The sequence below is a fragment of the Marinobacter metalliresistant genome (assembly GCF_038098645.1).
Taxonomy (GTDB): Bacteria; Pseudomonadota; Gammaproteobacteria; order Pseudomonadales; family Oleiphilaceae; genus Marinobacter; species Marinobacter metalliresistant.
This window is the reverse complement of sequence record NZ_CP101118.1, coordinates 1,713,583-1,734,897: the sequence shown is the minus strand read 5'-3', so window position 1 is coordinate 1,734,897 and position 21,315 is coordinate 1,713,583. Positions and strand designations below refer to the sequence as shown.

Annotated in this window: 20 protein-coding genes; 15 read left to right on the top strand and 5 right to left on the bottom strand. The window is 61.2% G+C overall.

What is annotated here, in order from left to right; translation table 11 throughout:
• Positions 1 to 132: 132 nt before the first annotated feature.
• Positions 133 to 2,028, bottom strand: coding sequence for a class I poly(R)-hydroxyalkanoic acid synthase (locus tag NLK58_RS08085; RefSeq protein WP_341582482.1), 1,896 nt, complete (start codon positions 2,026 to 2,028; stop codon positions 133 to 135).
• Between the two features lie 24 nt (positions 2,029 to 2,052).
• Complete coding sequence (fabG, locus tag NLK58_RS08080) at positions 2,053 to 2,796, bottom strand: 3-oxoacyl-[acyl-carrier-protein] reductase (protein WP_117618038.1); 744 nt, start codon at positions 2,794 to 2,796, stop codon at positions 2,053 to 2,055.
• Between the two features lie 277 nt (positions 2,797 to 3,073).
• Here fabG and NLK58_RS08075 point away from each other — a divergent pair, with 277 nt between their 5' ends.
• The 11 genes from NLK58_RS08075 to hypE are packed head-to-tail and all read left to right on the top strand — an operon-like array spanning position 3,074 to position 13,057.
• A complete protein-coding gene (locus NLK58_RS08075) occupies positions 3,074 to 4,210 on the top strand; it encodes a 4Fe-4S dicluster domain-containing protein (RefSeq protein ID WP_117618037.1) in 1,137 nt (378 codons plus the stop codon).
• Complete coding sequence (locus NLK58_RS08070) at positions 4,207 to 4,677, top strand: cyclic nucleotide-binding domain-containing protein (RefSeq protein ID WP_117618036.1); 471 nt, start codon at positions 4,207 to 4,209, stop codon at positions 4,675 to 4,677. Before NLK58_RS08075 ends, NLK58_RS08070 begins: the two co-directional genes overlap by 4 nt.
• Positions 4,674 to 5,504: an FAD/NAD(P)-binding protein gene (locus tag NLK58_RS08065; RefSeq protein WP_117618035.1), complete on the top strand. Its 831-nt coding sequence runs from the start codon at positions 4,674 to 4,676 to the stop codon at positions 5,502 to 5,504. Before NLK58_RS08070 ends, NLK58_RS08065 begins: the two co-directional genes overlap by 4 nt.
• 1 nt (position 5,505) lies before the next feature.
• Positions 5,506 to 6,288: an oxidoreductase gene (locus NLK58_RS08060; protein ID WP_117618034.1), complete on the top strand. Its 783-nt coding sequence runs from the start codon at positions 5,506 to 5,508 to the stop codon at positions 6,286 to 6,288.
• A complete protein-coding gene (locus NLK58_RS08055) occupies positions 6,278 to 7,567 on the top strand; it encodes a Ni/Fe hydrogenase subunit alpha (protein WP_117618033.1) in 1,290 nt (429 codons plus the stop codon). Before NLK58_RS08060 ends, NLK58_RS08055 begins: the two co-directional genes overlap by 11 nt.
• A complete protein-coding gene (locus NLK58_RS08050; RefSeq protein ID WP_339750898.1) occupies positions 7,560 to 8,060 on the top strand; it encodes a hydrogenase maturation protease in 501 nt (166 codons plus the stop codon). Before NLK58_RS08055 ends, NLK58_RS08050 begins: the two co-directional genes overlap by 8 nt.
• A complete protein-coding gene (locus NLK58_RS08045; protein WP_227539476.1) occupies positions 8,050 to 8,334 on the top strand; it encodes a hydrogenase/urease maturation nickel metallochaperone HypA in 285 nt (94 codons plus the stop codon). Before NLK58_RS08050 ends, NLK58_RS08045 begins: the two co-directional genes overlap by 11 nt.
• Complete coding sequence (gene hypF / locus NLK58_RS08040; RefSeq protein ID WP_341582481.1) at positions 8,331 to 10,667, top strand: carbamoyltransferase HypF; 2,337 nt, start codon at positions 8,331 to 8,333, stop codon at positions 10,665 to 10,667. The genes NLK58_RS08045 and hypF overlap by 4 nt, the downstream gene beginning before the upstream one ends.
• Positions 10,640 to 10,915, top strand: coding sequence for a HypC/HybG/HupF family hydrogenase formation chaperone (locus tag NLK58_RS08035; protein WP_341582480.1), 276 nt, complete (start codon positions 10,640 to 10,642; stop codon positions 10,913 to 10,915). The genes hypF and NLK58_RS08035 overlap by 28 nt, the downstream gene beginning before the upstream one ends.
• A complete protein-coding gene (gene hypD, locus NLK58_RS08030; RefSeq protein WP_339750901.1) occupies positions 10,912 to 12,018 on the top strand; it encodes a hydrogenase formation protein HypD in 1,107 nt (368 codons plus the stop codon). The genes NLK58_RS08035 and hypD overlap by 4 nt, the downstream gene beginning before the upstream one ends.
• 25 nt (positions 12,019 to 12,043) lie before the next feature.
• Positions 12,044 to 13,057, top strand: coding sequence for a hydrogenase expression/formation protein HypE (gene hypE, locus NLK58_RS08025; protein WP_117620316.1), 1,014 nt, complete (start codon positions 12,044 to 12,046; stop codon positions 13,055 to 13,057).
• Between the two features lie 61 nt (positions 13,058 to 13,118).
• Here the strand turns inward: hypE and NLK58_RS08020 are convergent, their stop codons facing one another.
• Entirely contained in the window at positions 13,119 to 13,760 is a 642-nt protein-coding gene (locus NLK58_RS08020; RefSeq protein WP_117618027.1) for a TetR family transcriptional regulator, read from the bottom strand.
• A 6-nt stretch (positions 13,761 to 13,766) separates the two neighbouring features.
• A complete protein-coding gene (locus NLK58_RS08015; RefSeq protein WP_341582479.1) occupies positions 13,767 to 14,528 on the bottom strand; it encodes an SDR family oxidoreductase in 762 nt (253 codons plus the stop codon).
• A 228-nt stretch (positions 14,529 to 14,756) separates the two neighbouring features.
• Here NLK58_RS08015 and NLK58_RS08010 point away from each other — a divergent pair, with 228 nt between their 5' ends.
• From NLK58_RS08010 to NLK58_RS07995, 4 genes are all read left to right on the top strand, one after another.
• A complete protein-coding gene (locus NLK58_RS08010; protein ID WP_117618025.1) occupies positions 14,757 to 15,752 on the top strand; it encodes an NADP-dependent oxidoreductase in 996 nt (331 codons plus the stop codon).
• A gap of 254 nt (positions 15,753 to 16,006) precedes the next feature.
• Complete coding sequence (locus tag NLK58_RS08005; protein ID WP_117618024.1) at positions 16,007 to 17,368, top strand: glycine cleavage T C-terminal barrel domain-containing protein; 1,362 nt, start codon at positions 16,007 to 16,009, stop codon at positions 17,366 to 17,368.
• A 55-nt stretch (positions 17,369 to 17,423) separates the two neighbouring features.
• Positions 17,424 to 18,353 carry a methylenetetrahydrofolate reductase gene (locus NLK58_RS08000; RefSeq protein ID WP_341582478.1) on the top strand — a complete coding sequence of 310 codons (930 nt, stop codon included), beginning with the start codon at positions 17,424 to 17,426 and terminating at the stop codon, positions 18,351 to 18,353.
• A 13-nt stretch (positions 18,354 to 18,366) separates the two neighbouring features.
• Positions 18,367 to 20,070 (top strand): formate--tetrahydrofolate ligase, encoded by a 1,704-nt coding sequence (locus NLK58_RS07995; protein WP_376788085.1) that lies wholly within the window; start codon positions 18,367 to 18,369, stop codon positions 20,068 to 20,070.
• Here the strand turns inward: NLK58_RS07995 and NLK58_RS07990 are convergent.
• Positions 20,062 to 21,180 carry a GlxA family transcriptional regulator gene (locus NLK58_RS07990; protein ID WP_117618021.1) on the bottom strand — a complete coding sequence of 373 codons (1,119 nt, stop codon included), beginning with the start codon at positions 21,178 to 21,180 and terminating at the stop codon, positions 20,062 to 20,064. The two genes, NLK58_RS07995 and NLK58_RS07990, sit on opposite strands and share 9 nt — an antisense overlap.
• Positions 21,181 to 21,315: the final 135 nt, after the last annotated feature.

Sequence of the window (21,315 nt, the reverse complement as noted above, 5' to 3'; positions counted from 1 at the left end):
GAGTACTTAGCAATTGAGATGCCAGTTCGATATTTTTGTTGTTATTTCAATGTGCTTTCATCTTTCAGTCCTGCTTATGAGAAGACATGTGTAAGTTTATCTGACATACCCTGTTCATTTCTGTAACAGGTCTCACTGGGTGACTTTCGTACGTGCCGTTGTCCGTTTGCGTGGCGCTGTTTTTCGACGCGGAGGTTGTCGGGGCTTTTGCACAACCGGAGTCGGTGGCGCCGGCTGGTTCCGCACATAGGCGCCGGGCGCCGGCTCGATTACCGGCAGATTCCCTTCCGCGGCAGTACGGGCCTTCACTTCGCCACCGCCAAACTGTTCAGCCCAGGCGACCCAGTCGGGCCACCAGGAACCTTCGAACTGTTTGGCACCCTGAAGCCAGGCATCCGGATCCAGGTCGCTGTCCTCGTTGACGCGATAGCCGTACTTTTTCCGGTCCGGCGGATTGATGATCCCAGCGATGTGCCCCGAGCCGCCGAGGACAAAACGCACCGGGCCGCCCAGATAGCGTGAGCCGCGATAAGAGGAAATCCAGGGGGCGATGTGATCCTCGATGGCCGATGCAAAGTAACTCGGCACCTTGACTTTCCCCAGATCGATCGGGGTGCCCGCCAGTTCAATACCACCGGGCTCACGCAGCCGGTTGTGCAGGTACATGTTGCGCAGGTAGAAACTGTGCATGGTCGCCGGCATGCGGGTGGCATCCGCGTTCCAGTACAACAGGTCGAAGGGGGCGGTATCACGCCCCAGCAGGTAGTTGTTGACGAAGAAGGACCATATCAGGCTGTTGGCCCGCAGCATGTTGAAGGCGGTCGCCATGGAGGCACCCTCGAGATAGCCCTGTTTGTTCATGGCTTTTTCGAGCTTGCCAATGGCGTCCTCATCAATGAACACTTCCAGATCGCCGACCTCCGAGAAGTCCAACAGGCTGTTGAGGAAGGTGGCGCTCTTGACCCGGTCGTCGCCCCGGGCGGCCAGCCAGGCGAGGGTACAGCCGAGCAGGGTGCCGCCAATGCAGTAGCCGACCGTATTCAGTTCACGCTCACCGGTGGCTTGTTCAATGGCGTTCATGGCGGCGATGGGGCCTTCGAGCATGTAGTCTTCAAAACTCTTATGCGCCAGTTCCGGCCCGGGATTCACCCAGGAGACCACGAACACGGTGTGGCCCTGCTCGACCCAATAGCGGATGAACGACTTTTTCTCACCCAGATCGAGAATGTAGTACTTGTTGATCCACGGCGGTATCACCAGCAGCGGCCGACGGTGCACGGTGTCGGTGGTTGGCCGGTACTGGATGAGCTGCATCAGTTCGTTCTGGAAAATAATGTCACCCGGCGTGTTGGCCAGATTGTCTCCAACCGTAAAGGCGTCCGGGTCGGACATGCGAAAGGGCATGGGGCCGGCGCCCTCATCCAGATCGCGCAACAGGTTGGCCAGTCCGCGCAGCAGGTTCCTGCCCCGGGTCTGGATTGTCGCCCGCAGCACCTCGGGATTGCTCAGGATGAAATTGCTCGGGGCCAGGGCGTCGGTCATCTGGCCGGTGAAAAATCGCAGCTTGCGTCTGGTGTGGTCGTCCAGGCCGCGGACATCATCTAGGGTGTCCATGATCCAGCGATTCGACAGCAGGTACGCCTGCTTGATGACATTAAACGCCAGGACCTCATTCCAGGCCTGGTCGCGAAAGCGCCCGTCGCCCGGCTCCGGCTCCGCCACGGCCAGTGGCTTGTTGCTTAAGCTGCTGGCCAGCAGGCCCGAGCAGAACCGGGTGCTGTTCTTGAGAAGGCGCATCTGGGCCAGGATCAGGGTGTCCGGCTGGGTTGCGAGCCTGCCGGACAGGGAAACAAAGGGTTTGGCCATGCTTTTGACGCTGACCGGGTTGGGATTGCCCCGGCTCAACCGGCGCAGGATAGAACGCTTCAGCAGATGGCCGCCATGCACACCCGCCCGTACCAGCGACTGGCGCACGACGTTGGGCTCGAATTCCGGCGGGGGGCTGGTCTTAATCGGTTTGTCAGCCATGGTCACACTCTCCAGCTGGCGGTGCTACATGTACACGCCGCCGTTAACGTTGATTTGCTGGCCGGTGATGTAGTCCCCTTCCGCTGCCAGGAACACCACCGCGCGGGCGATTTCCTCGGGTTGACCAAAACGGCCCATCGGCACGCGGGCAATGATTTGTTGGCGGATATTCTCGGGCACCTGGGCGAGCATTTCGGTTTCGGTAAAGCCCGGGGCAATGGCATTGACGGTGATATTGTACCTGGCCATTTCCAGTGCCAGGGTCTTGGTAAACGCAATGATACCGCCCTTGCTGGCCGCGTAGTTGGCCTGCCCGAAGTTGCCGGCCTGGCCGACGAAGGAGGTGATGTTGATGATGCGACCGTACTTCTGGTCCATCATGATGTTCAGTACTTCGGAGCAGGTTGCGTAGACGCTTCCCAGGTTGGTATCGAGGACGTCGTTCCAGTCATCGTCGGTGAGCTTCTTCATGGACTTGTCTTTGGTGATGCCGGCGTTGTTCACCAGGATGTCGATGCGCCCCCACTGGTCATGGACCTGACGTATCAGGCTCCGGGCCGCGGGCATCTGGGAAAGATCAGCCTGGATGGCCAGCGCCCGGACACCGGTCGCCTCAATTTCCTTGACGACCTCGTCTGCCTCGGGCTGACGCGAGCGGTAGTTGATGGCGACGTCGGCGCCGCGCTGGGCGAGCTGAAGGGCTATGTGCCGACCGATGCCGCGAGAGGCACCGGTGACGATGGCAACCTTGCCTTTGAGGTCTTGCATAACACTCTCCTTGAATGGCCTTGAACTACGGCTTGAGTAATCGTTGTTGTTCGACAACTTCTAGTTTCAAGCTAGCAGAGCCCCCACAAGGTCACAAGAAATCAACGCAAGGCAACCGGTCAGGCCGCGCGCATGAGTTATCGCCAACGCAAAGAATTTCAGTCACTTTACCCACCCCCCATTCCACCTTTGACAAAATCCCTGGACTTGCTAAAGCTTGTCGTGAGCAATCAGTTGATTCCTTATTTTCTGATTGCCAATCACGGAAGGTCTCCTCATGGACAACTTTGACGATGCCTCTGTCATCACGCGGGACGGCTTGCAGTGTTTGCTGGATGCATTGGCTGAGCGCGGGTATACGGTTTTTGGGCCAACCGTTCGGGACCAGGCCATTGTGTACGATGAGCTCGCCCGTACCGGGGAGCTTCCCGCCGGTTGGACGGATGAGCAGGATGGTGGTCACTACCGGTTGAAGCGGCGTTCGGATGAGGCGTTGTTCGGTTATGCCGTGGGGCCCCATAGCTGGAAACGTTTTCTTCACCCACCGAAGGTGTCCTTGTGGCAGGCGACTCGCAACGGCGGCGAACTCCGCTTTGTTCCTGCCCGGGATGATCCGCCTCGATATGCGTTCTTCGGGGTGCGCGCCTGTGAGCTGGCGGCGATCGGCATCCAGGATCGTGTGTTGCTGGGGGACGACTATGCCGACCCTCATTACCGGTCACGTCGGGAGCAGGCTTTTATGGTGGCGATCAACTGCTCAGAGGCTGGCGGCACCTGTTTCTGTGACTCCATGGATACCGGGCCCGACGTCAGGGACGGGTACGATCTTGCCCTCACCGAGCTTCTGGGCGACGACAGCCACCTTTTCCTTATCCGGTCGGGCTCCGAACAGGGGGCGGCGATTCTCGCCGAATTGCCCCGCAAACCCGCGACAGATGCCCACCAGGCCGCCGCCACCGCTGTGGTGGAGAAAACCCGCAGTCAGATGGGCCGGAGTATGCCGCAAACCGCCATCCCCGCCTTACTGATGGATAATCTGGAGCATCCGCGCTGGGCCGACGTTGCCGACCGGTGTTTGAGCTGCGCGAACTGCACCATGGTTTGCCCGACGTGCTTCTGCACCACGGTTGAAGACACCTCGGATCTGGAAGGCGCCAGCGCGGAACGCAGCCGGCGCTGGGACTCGTGTTTCACGTCGGATTTTTCCTATATTCACGGCGGCAGTGTTCGCAACTCGACCCGGTCCCGCTACCGTCAGTGGATGACCCACAAACTCGCTACCTGGGTGGATCAGTTCGGCACCTCAGGCTGTGTCGGTTGCGGTCGCTGCATCACCTGGTGCCCGGTGGGCATCGATATCACGGAGGAGGTTCGCGCCATTCACGATGATGTTTCATCGGGAGAAAGGCAATGAAAAACATTGCCCGGATCGTGTGCGAGCATCCGTTCTTCAAGGATCTGGATAGCGATTTCTGCAATCTGGTCAGCGGGTGTGCCCGCAATGTTCGGTTCAATCCGGGGGAATACCTGTTTCGCGAAGGCACAGACGCCGATCACCTGCACCTCATCCGCTATGGTCAGGTGGCTCTGGAAATCGCGGTGCCGGGAAAACCGTCGGTCTGTTTTCAGACGCTCCATGAAGGCGACCTGGCGGGGGTGTCCTGGGTTCTGCCCCCCTATCACTGGGCCTACGATGCACGCGCCATCACGCTGACCCGTGCCATCGCGATGGACGCCCACTGCCTGAGGAAGAAGTGCGATGATGATCCGGCTCTGGGCTACGAAGTCCTGAAACGATTGCTGCCGATTCTGACCAGTCGGCTTCACGCGACACAAATGCAGGTTCTGGATGTTTATGGTACTCCGGAGCAGCCCGAGTGATTTCAGACGATCTGATGGTACCCGAACCGGTTCGGGTTCTGCGCCGACAGCAGGAACTGGAAACCATCTGGACACTGGAACTGGAGCCGGGACCGGCCGGCAACCGGCCCTGTTTGCCGGGCCAGTTCAATATGCTCTATGTGTTCGGTGTGGGCGAGGTGCCCATCAGCCTGAGTGGTGACACCGGACAGACAGAGACGCTGGTTCATACCGTGCGGGCGGTGGGCCCGGTCTCCAGGAAGCTGGCGGCCCTGAAACCGAGGGACACCGTTGGCCTGCGTGGCCCGTTCGGTGTCGGATGGCCGATAACGGAAGGCGAGGGTGCGGATTTGCTGATTGTGGCCGGCGGGCTGGGATTGGCACCCTTGCGACCGGCCATTTATCACGTGTTGCGCCATCGGGAGAGGTACGGTCGGGTTATCCTGCTTTACGGTACACGCAGTCCCGGCGATATCCTCTATTCCGCTCAACTGGAGGCATGGAGCAAGCGTCCGGATATTGAAGTCTATATTACCGTGGACCACGCCGACAGTGACTGGCAGGGCATGGTCGGTGTGGTTCCGGCTCTGGTGCCGACGCTGGGCTTCGACCCTGAAGACACCCTGGCGATGGTGTGTGGCCCGGAAATCATGATGCGCTTCACGGTCAACGCGCTGCGGGGTGCCGGTGTTGAGGATGGGGCGATTTATCTGTCCATGGAGCGAAACATGAAATGCGCGCTCGGGCATTGTGGCCATTGCCAGTTTGGAGCGACGTTTGTCTGTAAGGACGGTCCGGTGCTGTCGTTTGATCGGGTCCGCGGATTACTGAACCTCAAGGAGTTTTGACATGGCGCGCCCGGATCACAAGCCACGCCTTGGCGTCTGGAAGTTTGCGTCGTGCGATGGCTGCCAACTGAGCTTGCTGGATTGTGAGGATGAATTGCTGCAGGTCGCCGGGGCAGTCGATATCGCCTATTTCCCGGAGGCCACCCGCGGCAGTATTCGCGGTATTTACGATCTGTCCCTGGTGGAGGGGTCCATCACCACCGCCCACGATGCCGAGCGTATCCAGAGCGTGCGCCGGCGCTCGCGAACGCTGGTGACCATCGGTGCCTGCGCCACGGCTGGCGGCATTCAGGCGTTGCGTAATTTCGCCGATATTGATGATTTCATGGCGGCTGTCTACGCCCACCCGGAGTACATTGAAACCCTGTCCACCTCCACACCGATCACCGACCACGTGGCCGTGGATTTTGAATTGCGTGGCTGCCCCATCAGCAAACAGCAGTTACTGGAGGTGGTGTCGGCGTTTCTGTGCGGGCGACGACCGGTCACGCCGGCCCATAGCGTGTGTCTGGACTGCAAGCTCAGGGGCAATGTCTGTGTGATGGTGGCCCACGGAACGCCCTGTCTGGGGCCGATGACCCACAGCGGCTGCAATGCCTTGTGTCCGTCCTATAATCGGGGTTGTTACGGTTGCTATGGGCCCAACGAAAATCCCAACGCGCCTGCGCTGAGTGAGCGACTGGATCAGTTGGGCATGGGCCGGGCCGAGCGGTTGCGCTTTTACCGGACTTTCAACGCCTGGGCCGGCCCGTTCCGTGAGGAGAGCGAACGTCATGAGCCGTAAGACCATCAAGGTGGATTACCTGGCGCGGGTCGAGGGCGAAGGTGCCCTGAAGGTGACGGTCCGGGACGGCCAGGTGAGCGATGCGGAACTGCGTATTTTTGAGCCCCCGCGTTTTTTCGAGGCATTCCTGCGTGGGCGCGACTTTTCAGAGGCGCCCGATGTGACCGCCCGCATCTGTGGTATCTGCCCGGTGGCCTATCAGATGAGCGCTGTCCATGCGATGGAGAACGCGCTTGGTATCGAGGTGGAGGGGCCGCTGCGGGCATTGCGCCGGTTGCTGTACTGCGGGGAGTGGATCGAAAGCCACGCCCTCCACATTTACATGCTGCACGCCCCGGATTTCCTGGGGTACGCCGGGGCGGTGGACATGGCCCGGGATTATCCCGACATCGTCAAACGGGGGCTGTCCCTGAAGAAAGCGGGCAATGCCATCATGACGCTGTTGGGCGGTCGGGAAATCCATCCCATCAATGTGCGAGTGGGCGGATTCTATCGAACGCCGACCCGCAAGGAACTGGAGCCGCTGGCCGACACCCTGAAACAGGCCCGGGAGGACGCCCTGGCAACCGTGCGCTGGACGGCCGGGCTGGACATGCCGGAGGCCGGGCGGGACTACCACCTGGTCGCACTGCACCATCCGGACGAGTACGCCATGAACGTCGGGCGTATTATGTCCAATCGTGGGCTGGATATCGCCGTAGCGGATTACAATCGCCACTTTGTGGAGTCCCACGTGCAGCGCTCTACGGCGCTGCACTCGCACTTGCGTGAGCATGACTGTTATCTGGTCGGGCCGCTGGCGCGCTACAGTCTCAATTTTGGCCAGCTCTCGCCACTGGCCCGGGAGGCGGCCAAAGAAGCTGGTTTGGGTGTTACTTGCAACAACCCGTTCCAGAGCATTGTGGTGCGCAGCGTCGAGGTTGTGTATGCCTGTGATGAGGCTCTGCGTGTGATTGCCGGATACCAGGAACCTGAGCGACCGTTCGAACCGGCCGAGCCGAGGCTCTCGGAAGGCTTCGGTTGCACCGAGGCCCCACGCGGTCTGCTGTTTCACCGTTACCGGCTTGATGAAAACGGTGCCATCCTCGAGGCGCAGATTGTGCCGCCCACGGCACAGAACCAGCCCAGCATTGAGGCCGACCTGCAAGAGCTGGTTGGCGGCTGGCTCGATTTGCCGGCCGATACCCTGCGTGAACGCTGTGAGCAGACCATCCGCAACTACGATCCCTGCATCTCCTGCGCAACGCACTTTCTCAAACTGGATGTCCGCCATGAGTGATGTTTCCCGGCCCATCAGGGTTGTTGGTATCGGCAACCGGGATCGGGGGGATGATGCCCTCGGACCGCTGGTGATGGATGCCCTTGATGACCGTTTGCCGGAAACTGTCGACGTGGTTGAGCACAGCGGCGAAGTGGCCGGACTGGTGGACCTGATGACTGGCGCCGAAGCGGTGTACCTGGTCGATGCCGCTGTCATGGGGCTGGAGCCGGGGCACCTCCGGGTGTTCGACGCCAGCGCCGCGCCGCTGCCAGCCCTGGGAGGCGCGTTTTCGTCCCATGCGCTGGGGCTGTCTGAAGCGATTGAGCTGGCGCGCGCGCTCGATGTGCTGCCTCCGGTATGCCGGGTGTTCGCGGTGGAGGCGGCCAGCTTCGAAGCGGGCGACGGGCTGTCAAAACCGGTTGCGGACACCATTCCCGGGGTGACTCAGGCGGTGATTGATGCCATCGAAAAGGACACAGGATGCAGGATTCAGGAGAGCGATGATGCATGAAACGGCGCTGGTCAGGAACCTGATTCACAGGGTGGAGAAGCTTTGCGCGGACGAAGAGGCCGAACGGGTGGTGGAGGTTGCGGTATGGCTAGGCGCGCTGTGCCATATGTCGCCGGAACATTTCACCGATCACTTCCGTCAGGAGGCAGCCGGTACCTGCGCGGACCAGGCCCACCTCCGGATTGAAACGTCTGATGACATCAATCACCCCAATGCCCAGGATGTGCTGTTGCAGAGCCTGGAGCTGGAAACGGAGGATGGGTCGGGCCCATGAATGACAGATGCCGGGCGGAGCCCTCGCCAGTTCGTTGGCGTGTTCGTGTTTATGGCGTGGTTCAGGGCGTGGGGTTTCGGCCTTTTGTCTATCGCCTGGCGACAGGGTTGGGGCTGACGGGGTGGGTTGGCAATACCCCGGAGGGCGTGATCATTGAGGCTGAGGGTCGTCCCGAGGCGTTGCAGAACCTGGTGGATGCGCTCAAGCAACAGGCTCCGGTGCATGCGTGCGTGGAGGCGGTGTGTGCGGAACCGCTGGCCAGGCCTGCGGCGTTTCAGGCGTTCCGCGTACGCGAGAGTGAGGAGCGGGGCGCTGCCACCACACGTTTACCTGCGGATTTGGCGCCCTGCGGTCAGTGCACCGGGGAGCTGCACGATCCCGATAATCGGCGTTACCGGTATCCCTTCATCAGCTGCACAGACTGCGGTCCCCGCTACAGCCTGATCGAGGGTTTGCCTTACGATCGCGAACGCACGGCGATGAGGTACTTTCAAATGTGCCCGCGTTGTCTGGCGGAATACCGTAATCCGGAGAGTCGGCGCTTTCATGCCGAGCCCAATGCCTGTCCGGAATGCGGTCCGCGTGTCGCATTTTGCCAAGGTGATGGCTGCGTGCTGGCGGAAGGCGAGGCCGCCTTGTCCGAGGCGGTCAGGCGGCTGAGGGCAGGTGGCATCATCGCGCTTAAAGGGCTGGGCGGGTTTCAGCTGCTTGCAGATGCCCGCAATAGTCACTCGGTGCAGACGTTACGCGCACGAAAAGGGAGGCCCCGAAAGCCGCTGGCAGTCATGTTTGGTTCACTGGCATCTTTGCGGCAGATGTGCCCGGTCTCCGGGCCCGAAAGCCTGTTGCTCATGGGGGCCGAGCGGCCCATTGTCCTGCTCCATGCGCGCAACCATGATCTGGCGGCCAACCTCGCTCCGGGCAGGGCGGATCTGGGCGTGATGCTGCCTTGCACCCCGTTACACGATCTGCTGCTTGGTGATCTGGGGTTTCCCGTTGTTGCCACCAGCGGTAACCGCAGTGGCGAACCGATTGCCATCGACAACGAGGAAGCCCTGATGCGCCTGGGTGACCTGGCGGACGGATTTCTGGTTCACGATCGCCCCATTTTACGACCACTGGATGATTCCGTGGCCCGGGTGGTGGCGGGGCGTACGCAGTTGCTTCGCCGTGCACGTGGCTACTCCCCGAACCTGGCCCTGCCCATCCAGGTGCCTCCCGGCCGGGGCGCCACCGGAGGCCACCTGAAAACCACCGTGGCCATGAGCACCCGCGCCGGCGTAGTGTTGAGCCAGCACCTGGGCGATATGGACAGCATCCTGAGCCGGAAAGAGCTCGATCGCACCACGGATAATCTGCAGCAACTGTTTGCCACCATTCCCCGGCACTGGGCGCACGATGGCCACCCGGACTATTACACAACGCGCTACGCCCAGGCCCGTGGTGAGGAACAATGCGCTGTCCAGCATCATGTGGCCCACATAGCGGCCGTGATGGCTGAGCACGGGGTCAATGAGCCGGTGCTTGGGGTGGCGTGGGATGGCAGTGGTGTTGGCGACGATCAGACCTTGTGGGGCGGAGAATTCCTGCGCCTGGACTCACAAGGTTACGAGCGCGTGGCGCATCTGCGGCGATTCCGGCTGCCAGGTGGCGAGGCGGCCATGCGAGAACCCCGCCGTTCGGCCTTCGGGCTGCTGTATGCCTTGATGGGGGCGCAGGTCATGGAGTGTCAGGCACTGGCCCCGGTGAACAGCTTTTCCAAAGCGGAAAGAAAGCTGTTGATTCAATCGCTCAAGGCCGGCTTGAACGCGCCGGAAACCTCAAGTGTGGGCCGGCTTTTTGACGCCGTAGCCGCGCTGACTGGCATCTGCCTGCAGGCCAGTTACGAGGGGCAGGCAGCGGGCGAGCTGGAGGCAGCCCTGGATCGCACTGACACTGCATCTCCCTACCGGTTCGAGCTGTCGGTGCCGGAAGCCGACCGGCCCTGGCAGGTTGATTGGGCGCCGGCGGTTTACGCATTGTTGGAAGACCTTCGGAGGGGGAAGCCGGTATCCGGGATTGCGGCGGGCTTCCATCAGGGGCTGGTCAACGCCATTGTGGCAGTGGCGAAACAGGCTAAACTGTCGAGAGTTGTGTTGGCTGGCGGCTGTTTCCAGAACGCCTGCCTGCTGGAATTGACCATAACAGCCCTTGAGGGGGCCGGATTTCAGGTGTTCTGGCCGTGCCGGCTGCCGCCCAATGATGGCGGTCTGGCGGTGGGTCAGCTGGCCTGGGCGGCCGGCGCTCTTTGGGGCAGGGAGGGGGCATGTGTCTGGCCGTGCCGGGACGCGTGATCAGCATTGAGGGCGACGATCCACTCACCCGTCAGGGGCGCGTCGATTTTGGTGGCATCGTCAAGCCGGTCAATCTGGCCTACGTGCCCGATGTACGAGAGCAGGACTATGTGCTGGTGCATGTGGGGTTTGCCATTACCGTTGTGGACCCGCATGAAGCCGAGCGCGTTTTCCATTACCTCGAGTGCCTCGAGACCCTGGAGCAGGAGGCGGACGAGCTGGAGCCAGGAAGGCCGGTGCCGCAATGAAGTACCGTGACGAATATCGCGCGCCCGATGCTGCCCGGGGGTATGCCGATGCCATTGCCCGCATCACCACCCGTCCCTGGACTCTCATGGAGGTATGTGGGGGGCAGACCCACGCCATCGTTCGCTTCGGGATCGATCAGTTGCTGCCGGAAGCAATCTCCCTGATCCATGGTCCGGGGTGCCCGGTGTGTGTGACTCCCATCGCCTACATTGACAAAGCCCTCGAAATCGCCGCGCTTCCACGGGTCATCCTATGTACTTTCGGCGATATGCTGCGAGTGCCCGGGACCCAATCGGACCTGTCCGCTGCCAGGGCGCGGGGCGCGGATGTCCGGGTGGTGTATTCGCCGCTCGAGGCGCTGACGGTGGCCCGGCAGAATCCGAGGCATGAAGTGGTTTTTTTTGCCGTCGGATTTGAAACCACAGCCCCGGCCAATGCCATGGCGGTCTATCAGGCCCAGCGGGAGGGGCTCGGGAATTTCTCGGTGCTGGTCTCGCAAGTGCTGGTGCCACCGGCGATTCGCGCCTTGCTGGAGCGCCCGGGCAACCGGGTTCAGGGGTTCCTGGCGGCCGGCCATGTCTGCACGATCACCGGGTATGAAGAGTATGAACCCATTGCCCGTGAGCACGGCGTGCCCATTGTGGTGACCGGCTTTGAACCGCTGGATATCCTGGAGGGAGTCTACCGCTGCGTGCGTCAGCTGGAGCAGGGTGAGAGCTGTGTTGAAAACCAGTACAGCCGGGCCGTCCGCCGCCCGGGGAACGCCATGGCCCAGCAGGTAATGCAGGCGGTCTTCCAGGTGGTGCCCAGGCAATGGCGGGGCATGGGAGACATCCCTGACAGTGGTCTTGGGTTGTCACCCGCCTACCGATCCTACGACGCAGAAACCCGTTTCGGCGCAGTGAACGGCGAGGCTGAGATGCGGGGTGACTGCCTCAGTGGGGCAGTGCTGCGGGGCGAAATCCGCCCGGACCAATGCCCCGCCTTCGGCTCCCGCTGCACTCCGGAACGCCCCCTCGGCGTGACGATGGTGTCCGAGGAAGGCGCCTGCGCCGCCTATTATCGTTACCGACGACCGACCGGAGGTTCAGCGCGTGAGTGACAGCTGCGACAATCATTGCCCGCCGATGAACGATGACCATGAGGTGGTGAAAATAGCCCACGGTGGTGGCGGCCGGGCCATGGCCCAGCTGCTTGATGGTATTTTTCGTCCGGCGTTTGATAATCCCTGGCTGGCACGGCAACACGACGGCGCCGTGGTCGATATGCCCGGTGCCATGGCGTTCACGACGGACTCCTACGTGGTGCGGCCGCTGTTCTTTCCGGGTTCTGATATCGGTACTATGGCGGTGCATGGCACGGTCAACGACCTCGCCATGTGCGGGGCCAGGCCGCAATACCTGAGTGCCGGTTTTATTCTCGAAGAGGGTTTGCCGCTGGCTACGTTGCGCCGGGTTGTCGATTCCATGGCTGCCGCAGCCCTCGAAGCTGGCGTGCAAATCGTGACCGGCGACCTCAAGGTGGTGGAACGCGGCAAGGCGGATGGTTTGTACATCAACACCGCCGGAGTCGGGCGAGTTGTGGCGCCACAGCCGGTGGCGCCTGCCCGGGTGCGGCCTGGCGACCGGATTCTGCTCAGTGGCGACCTTGGACGCCACGGCGTCGCAGTGATGACTGCGCGGGAGAAGCTTGACCTGGAATCGGCGATTGAGAGCGACTGCGCTTCGGTCGCGCCGCCGGTCCTGGCGTTGCTGGAAGCGGGGGTGGATGTGCATTGCCTTCGTGACCTTACCCGCGGAGGCCTGGCCAGTGCGTTGGTGGAAGTCTCGGAAAGTGCCGGGGTGGCAGCGGAGATCCGTGAGGCCGATATCCCGGTTCGCGAAGATGTGTCTGCCTTTTGCGAGCTGCTGGGGCTGGACCCACTGCATGTGGCCAACGAAGGCCGCTTTATCGCCGTCGTGGCTGAACCGGATGTTGCCCGGGCAGTGGATGTGCTCCGGAGGTACCCGGTGAGCGAGGCGGCCGTTGAAATCGGCCATTTTGTGCAAGGGGCCGCCGGCTTGGTTACGGCTTCCAGTATGATTGGCGCCAGCCGGGTCATCGACAGACTCTCCGGCGAACAGCTGCCCCGTATATGCTGAAGCAAAGGGCCCGGAAGTATTGCTGATCTCGCTGGCTTGTGCTCGAAAACCTGGGCTCAGCTCATGGCTGGGCCACAAAAGCACAGGTCAGTGCCCGAAGATGGCTCCGCAGCGTCGGCTCGAACGCCATTTTGAATACCGTTAACGGCGGTTGTTCCATGGCCTTGCGCGCGGCGGCGGGCGGATGGGTCATATGCCAGCATCCGATCAGCGCCTGTTGGCATTGCATGAGAAAATGAAAACAGGCGGCGTCATCGCGACCGCTGGCGGACTTAATGGGTGCTGCCAGCTGTTGTGATTGTTCCAGTAAGAACAGTTTGAAATCGCGGGCCTCCTGCTCGGTCAGCCCGGTTTCCAGGGCAACGTGTAATATGGCGGTGAGGCCGCAAAAAAGAGGATGCGCGACCAAGAGTCCGGTCAGATCCTCGGGCAACGTCATCGACTCTCTGGATTGCGCCTCGTGCACCACGGCTCTGAAAGCACGCTTGTAGACGGCGATGAACAGCAGCTCTTTGCTCCTGAAATATCGGTACAGCGCAGCCTTGGTCAGCCCACTTGCTGCTGCCACATCGGCTAGTGTCAGCTTGTCATAGCTGCGACTAACGAACAGCTCTGCCGCCGCATCGAGAATCTGCTGTTCCCTTGTGATTTTTTCCGCTTCCGTGCGTGCGCGCTGCTTGCCACCACAAAGCCTGATTGTCATCGTTTCTTACGCCTGTAACCAGCCTGCGAGGCGCCTGGTAATGAGTCGGGGGGAAAGTTTGCCCAACCATACCATCAACCGGTTACGCAGTCCCGGGATGACGATGGCACTGCGGCGTCTGGCCAGTGCTGTGGTTGCCACCGCTTCGGCTGACATGGTGCCGGCTTTGAAGAGCCTGGTGTCCGTCATATTGGCTTCAGCTGCGAACTCTGACGCTGTCGCTCCCGGGCAGAGTGCGCTTACGGCAACGCCTGAGCCTCGTAATTCCTCGTGCAGTGCTTCGGAAAAGGACAATACAAAGGCCTTCGTGGCGTAGTAAATGGCCATGCCGGGCCCCGCCTGAAACGCTGCGGTGGAGGCGACGTTAACGATGAAGCTGTCCCGGTTCTCTTTCAGGTTGGGCAGGAGTTTCCAGGTCAGCGCAACCAGCGATGTCACGTTCACCTGAATCATGTTGAGCTGGCGTTCCAGTGAGAGGTCGCTGAAGCTGCCGCGGTCGCCAAAACCGGCATTGTTGATCAGGCCGGTAAGCTTCCATCCGGCTGAAGTAACGGCCGAGACAACGTTTTCGGCGCCCTCGGCTGTGGCCAGGTCGGCAGCCAGAACCTCGACGGATACGCCGGATCTTTCTGAAAGCTCGGTAGCCAGGGAGACCAGGCGGTCTTCACGACGGGCCACAAGAATCAGGTTCTGCTTTTCGGCAGCCAGAGCACGGGCGAACTCTTCGCCTATGCCGGCACTGGCGCCGGTGATGAGCACATAGTTCATGGTGTTTTCCTTATTAAGTGAACGATGGTCACTTAATATACGGCTGTCTCTCTGTTGTGTAAATAACCTTTGGTTACTAAGTTTTGGCGTTCTGGATTAGTCTTTGGGCGTCTTTGAGAAACCCGGCGTGGGCAAGGACTACGGTCGTGCCCTTTTAAGGAAGGGCTCCTGTCCCCATATCAGTGATTATCAACGGTTCTTTCACGCACTGCAGGAGATAGTCAGCCAATGAGTACCTATAAAGCGATTAACCTGGTGAAGCGGCCTGCGGGGACTGTCGGCCCGGAGCTGTTCGAGGTGGTGGAAAACACCGTTCCGGAACCCGCCGAAGGTGAATTTCTGGTCCGGCAGACCTATATGTCTCTCGACCCGGCCATGATGGGCTGGATGAGTGAGGACACCGATAGCTACATTCCCCGGGTGGAGTTGGGTGACGTCATGCGTTCATCGGGCATTGGCGAGGTCGTCGCTTCGAATCACCCGGATTTTGCCGTGGGTGACCAGGTCATGGGGATGTTTGGCTGGCAGGAAATGGCCCTGACGGATGGTACGGGCGTGAACAAGGTGGATAAAAGCCTGCCGCCGGAAATGGTACTGTCGGTTTTTGCCCTGCCCGGTCTGACCGCCACCCAGGGGCTGTATGGTTATGGTGACCCCAAGCCGGGTGAAACCCTGGTGGTATCCGGCGCCGCCGGCTCTGTCGGCTCGATCGTGGGGCAGTTGGCCAGGGCCGATGGTCTGCGGGTTATCGGTGTCGTCGGCAGCGATGAAAAGGCGGACTGGATTGTCAATGAACTGGGCTTCGACGGTGCCGTGAACTACAGGACCGACGACCTGGGCGCGAAACTGGATGAACTGGCCCCGGAGGGTATCGACGTCTACTTCGAGAACACCGGTGGTCCGGTCCAGGACTACGTGTTCGAGCGGATGAATGCGCACGGCCGTATTGTGGTGTGCGGGATGATTGCCGATTACACCTCAGCGAACCCTCGTCCCGGCCCCAACTGGATGCGCATCATCAAGAAACGCCTGTCGATCCAGGGTTTCACCATGCCTGATCATTGGCACAGGACGAAGGAGCTGCACGCCAAGCTCACACCCTATGTTCAGAAGGGACAGATCAAATACCGGACACACGTTCTGGAAGGGTTGGAATCGGCCATGAACGGCCTGAACCTGTTCCTGACCGGTGAGAACAAGGGTAAGTTGATGGTGAAGCTTTAATCCGGCGCGGCTGCTGTTATCCGGCCGCGTGCTGATCGAGGCGCAGCCGGTCGGTGCCAGTAAGGCTGTGAGGCTGCGTACTATGGCAAGCGATTTTTTCGGTGGCCTGACACGGGTTATCCAGCGGTGCTTTTCTGGAGCTGCGGCCAACCCTCTGCCGCTTTTAGTCGAATCCGTGTCGTATTGGTTCCTCCCGGAAAACCGAAAGACGGTCACATTAGGGCTATCGACAACCCGGTAAGGGGGAGATAGCAATGGCCGTTAAATTCGAACAAGTACCTCAGGATGATCCGCAACAACGGGCCGGTGCCGCGCGCCAGCCCGACAGCGTCGACCAGTCGGATCGCCGCGTACCCATCAACCTGCGTCAGTCCGGCCCCACGCCGGTGGAGATGCTGATTTCCACACGGGTCCGCAAGTCGCCGTATTGGCACCTGGCCTACGAGGCGGGCTGCTGGCGGGCGACCGTTTACAACCGCATGTACCATCCCCGGGGTTATGTCCGCCCGGAAGACGGTGGTGCCATGGTGGAATACGAGTCGCTGATACACGACGTTACCATGTGGAACGTGGCGGTGGAGCGCCAGATCCAGGTCAAGGGTCCGGATGCGGAGCGCTTCGTGAACTATGTGATCACCCGGGACGCTACCAAGATCAAACCCATGCGGGGCAAGTACGTCATCCTGTGCAACGAGGACGGCGGTATCCTCAATGACCCGGTATTGCTTCGGGTGGCCGAGGACGAATTCTGGTTCTCCCTTTCCGACAGTGATCTGGAATTCTGGCTGCGGGGCGTAAACGTCGGTATGGGCTTCAACGTCAGCATCGCGGAAATCGATGTGGCACCGGTCCAGATCCAGGGTCCCAAGTCCGAGGCACTTATGACGGATCTGTTCGGTGAGGGCGTGAAAGACATTCCCTACTATGGACTGATGGAAGGCCAGGTGGCGGGCCACGATGTCATCGTTTCCCAGACCGGTTTCACCGGAGAGAAGGGTTACGAGATTTACCTCAAGGAAGCGACTAAATACGCCGAGGACCTCTGGTACACAGTGCTTGCGGCCGGTGAACCGCACAACCTGCGGGTGATAGCGCCCGCACACCATCGCCGGATAGCCGCGGGCATTCTTTCCTGGGGCCAGGATGTGGATCAGGAAACCCTGCCATTCCAGTGCAACCTGGCCTACCAGGTGCCGCGCAACAAAGATGCGGATTATATCGGCAAGCAGACGCTGGAGAAGGTTCGTGAGCAGTTGGATGCCGGTCGTCCGCCGTTCAGCCACATTATGGTGGGCATCCGCTTTGGCGGCGGCAAGGTGACTGACTACGCCAATGATTTCTGGCTGATCAGCGGGCCCGATGGTGGCGAGCCGGAGGGCTATGTCACGTCACCCTGGTACTCGCCGGAACTGGAGACGAACATCGCGCTGGCCTATGTGCCGTTTGATCTGAGCAGTATTGGCAGCAGCTTGACCGTGCACCTTCCGGTGGAATATGCCGCGGCGGATGGCTCAACCGCTGTGGAGGCGGAGGTGGTGGAAGTGCCCTTCCGGCCATCGGTGAACCCCAACGCCCGTGAACGGGCCCGGGCGAAGGGTATTGACTTCGCCGACTAGCCTAACGGGAAGGGCAGGCGGTAGCAGGCACCGGCAGCAAGGGGGTACGCGGCTTATGAAACTGGCGAGCGAAAAACAGGCGTCCAACCCGCGCGATGAGGCGGCGGCGGAACGGCTTCGTGCCCTGGTGCGCTCGGCTTCGATTGAGGCGACACCCCGCCAGATACTGGCAGCGGAAGATCTGCCGGACCTGCTGCCCGAGGGCACCTGTGTCTATGTGCCATTCCTGCCAAAAGGGCAATTCAGCGACACTCTGGAAGCCTGCCGGCACCTCCTCAATATGGGCATGCAGCCGATCCCCCACGTACCCGCCCGTATGGCCGAGAGCCGCGGGCAACTGCGGGACTGGTTGGCACAGCTCGATGAGAGCAGGGTTGACCGGTTGCTGCTGATTGCCGGCGACAGCGATGCGGTGGTCGGCCCCTTTCCGGACACTCTGGCGGTGCTTGAATCCGGCTTGTTGGCGCAATTCCGGTTTCATGGTATTGGCGTGGCTGCCCATCCGGAGGGGCATCCCATGGCGGACCGGGCCACGTTGACCCAAGCCCTGAGCGTCAAGCGTGAATACGCCCGCACCACAGCCACGAGGCTGTGGGTGGTGACCCAGTTCACTTTCGACGCCGAGGTGGTCATCGACTGGCTGCAGAGCCTGGGCAATATCCTGGAAGAGGTGCCTGTCTACATCGGAATGGCCGGGCCGACGCGGGTAAAAACCCTTATTGCCTATGCCGCGCAATGCGGGGTGGGGGCGTCTGCCCGCATGATGCTGCGTCGCCCGGGCAGCGCCAAACTACTGCGCGCCTGGACGCCGGACGGCATGGTGCGAGCGTTGGTCCAGTACTGCCTGGACAACCCGGATACCCTGCTCCGGGGTATTCATCTCTTCCCATTCGGCGGTCTGCGCCAGTCGGCGCAATGGATTCAAGAGCACAGCGGGTCCGTTGAGGGCCAGAGAGGGCAGTTCCATGAGTCTTCAGTACAGTAAACTGACATCCGTAATGCCGGCGATTGCGGAGTTTCCGCCGCCGGGCACCCCGGACATTGAGATCGCCCGCTCGGTCCAGCCCCAGTCCATTCTGCTGTTGGCCCAACAGCGTTTTGGACTGCCGGGGGAAAGCCTTGTGCCTTTCGGTCACTACAAGGCCAAGCTGGATATGGCCTATGTCGATACCTCCGCTACCGCGCCCCGGGGCAAGCTGGTGCTGGTGACCGCCATTACCCCAACCCCGGCCGGCGAGGGCAAGACCACCACCAGCGTGGGGCTGAACGACGGCTTCAACCGCCTGGGTGTGCGTTCTTCCGTGTGCCTGCGGGAGCCGTCCCTCGGCCCCTGCTTTGGTATGAAGGGCGGCGCTGCTGGCGGAGGCCGGGCGCAGGTGATTCCGATGGAAGACATCAACCTGCATTTCAACGGCGACTTCCACGCCATTACCACCGCCCACAACCTGCTGGCATCGCTGATCGACAACCACATTCACTGGGGCAATGAAGCCGGGCTGGACCCACGTTACGTGAGCTGGCGCAGAGTCATGGACCTGACTGATCGCTCCCTGCGCAACATGGTGTGTGGCCTGGGTGGCGCAGCCCATGGTGTGCCCCGGGAAACCGGTTTCGATATCACGGTGTCGTCAGAGATTATGGCTATCCTGTGCCTGGCGGACGGGCGTGCGGATCTGAAGCAGCGATTGGGTAATATCATTGTTGGCCGGCGTTCCGATATGACACCGGTCACCGTTCGTGATCTGGGGGTTGAAGGCGCGCTAACCGTGCTGTTGAAAGAGGCGCTGCAGCCGAACCTGGTGCAGAGTCTGGAGCATAACCCGGTGTTCATCCATGGTGGCCCCTTTGCCAATATTGCTCATGGCTGTAACTCCGTGACTGCCACTCGTGCGGCCCTGGCTCTGAACGACGTTGTGGTGACCGAAGCCGGCTTCGGTGCGGATCTTGGTGCGGAAAAGTTCATTGATATCAAATGCCGGCACACGGGCTTGCGGCCAGACGCCGCCGTGGTGGTCTGCACCATTCGGGCCCTCAAGATGCAGGGTGGTGTCGCCCGGAGCCAGTTGGGCACTCCCAACCTGGCCGCGGTGCGGGACGGTGCCGCCAACCTGGAGCGACACATCCGCAACCTGCAGCAGTTCGGCCTGACCCCAGTGGTGTGCATCAACCGCTTTCCCGGCGATACTGAAGACGAGATGGCGCTGGTGCAGTCCATCAGTGAAGAGCTGGGCGTGAGGGCAGTGCCCGCCGACCACTGGGCAACCGGCGGCGAGGGCGCAACGGAACTGGCCCAGGCTGTGCTCGACCAGATGGACGAAGGCACACCGGAGGTGAAATTCCTCTACGAGGACAGCCTGCCGTTGGCGGACAAGATCCGCACCATAGCCACCCGTATCTATCACGCGGGAAGCGTTGAATTTACAACCCTGGCCAAACAGCAGTTGGAGGAATACGAAAGCCTGGGGTTCGGCCACCTGCCGGTGTGTATTGCCAAGACCCAGTACAGCTTCTCGGCGGACTCGACCGTGAAGGGTGCGCCGTCCGGCCACATGCTGCCGGTCAGGGAAGTGCGCCTCGCCGCTGGCGCCGGGTTTGTGGTAGCGATTTGTGGCGACATCATGACCATGCCGGGCCTGCCCCGCCGTCCCGCGGCACTGGATATCGCCCTTGATGAGAACGGCCTGGTTGTGGGGCTAACCTGAACCGGTGTCCTCGAAAATACCGTAGGTTGGCTCGGTGCGCGCACGTCTCAGTGCCTGCAGGGAAGAGGAAGGCAGACTGGCCATGGTATCGGTCAGGACATTGCCGGCGGGGCCCAGGCCCTGGGAGTAAACTTCCATTCGCTCGTATTTGGGCGCGCGCCCCATGGTTTTGCGATAGCAGCGACTGAAGTGGGTGGCGGAGACAAATCCGCACATGGAGGCAATCTCCACAATGGAGCAGGATGTCTGTTTGAGCAGCCGGCGTGCGCGGTTCAGCCGCACCCGCAGGTAGTAGCGTGAGGGCGTGCAGCCCATGTGCTTGAGGAACAACCTTTCCAGTTGTCGGCGTGATATCCCGGCCAGTGTCGCCAGTTCCTGAAGTTCGATGGGCTCTTCAATGTTGGCTTCCATCAACTGGGCGGCTTCCGCCAGCTTGGGTTGCGCGCGGGCCAGGCCCGGATGCATGGGCATGGGTTGTTGTTCACTTTCCTCCCGTACCCGGTCACAGACAAACATGTGGGAGACCGCGTTGCTGAGTTCCTGGCCATGGCGCCGGGCCAGGAAGCTGAGCATCATGTGCATGGGCACCGTGCCACCGGTGCAGGTCATGCGTTCCCTCTCTACAGTAAACAGGTGGTTGTTGGTCTGGACCCGTGGAAAGCCCTCCTGCATGGCTTCCAGGCATTCCCAGTGGGCGCTGCAGGCGTGGCCGTCCAGCAGGCCGGCACTGGCCAGCACATAAGCGCCGGTACAGACAGCCCCCAGCAGGACATGGCGCCGGGCCATCTGTTTCAGCCAGTTGACTTCCTTGCGGGAGAAACTCCGGGTGACATCAATGCCGGCAACAACGATGACCAGATCGAAGCCGTGCTCTTCCTGAATGGACGCATCCGGCACCATGGTGATGCCGTCACTGGCGCGGGCAGGGCCGCCCTCGGCGGTAAGCAGCTTCCAGGAATAGAGTTCGGCGCCTGCCAGTTGATTGGCCATGCGCAGGGGTTCAACCGCGGTGGCAAGGGCGATCAGAGTGAAGTTGTCGATCAGCAGGAAGCCGACCCGATAGGGCTGCTGGGCGGGCCTGTCTGTGTGCGAGCCGGTATCAGTGGTCATCAGCAACCCCCTTGCCCTGCCTGGGCCAGCTTTGGTGGCCGGTAACGGGATGTCTGTGTCGACCACCCTAACCTGAACACTAGCTGCTGCACTGGCATTGTGCAATAAGTGATCAGCTCCACGTTGGTTTCATTC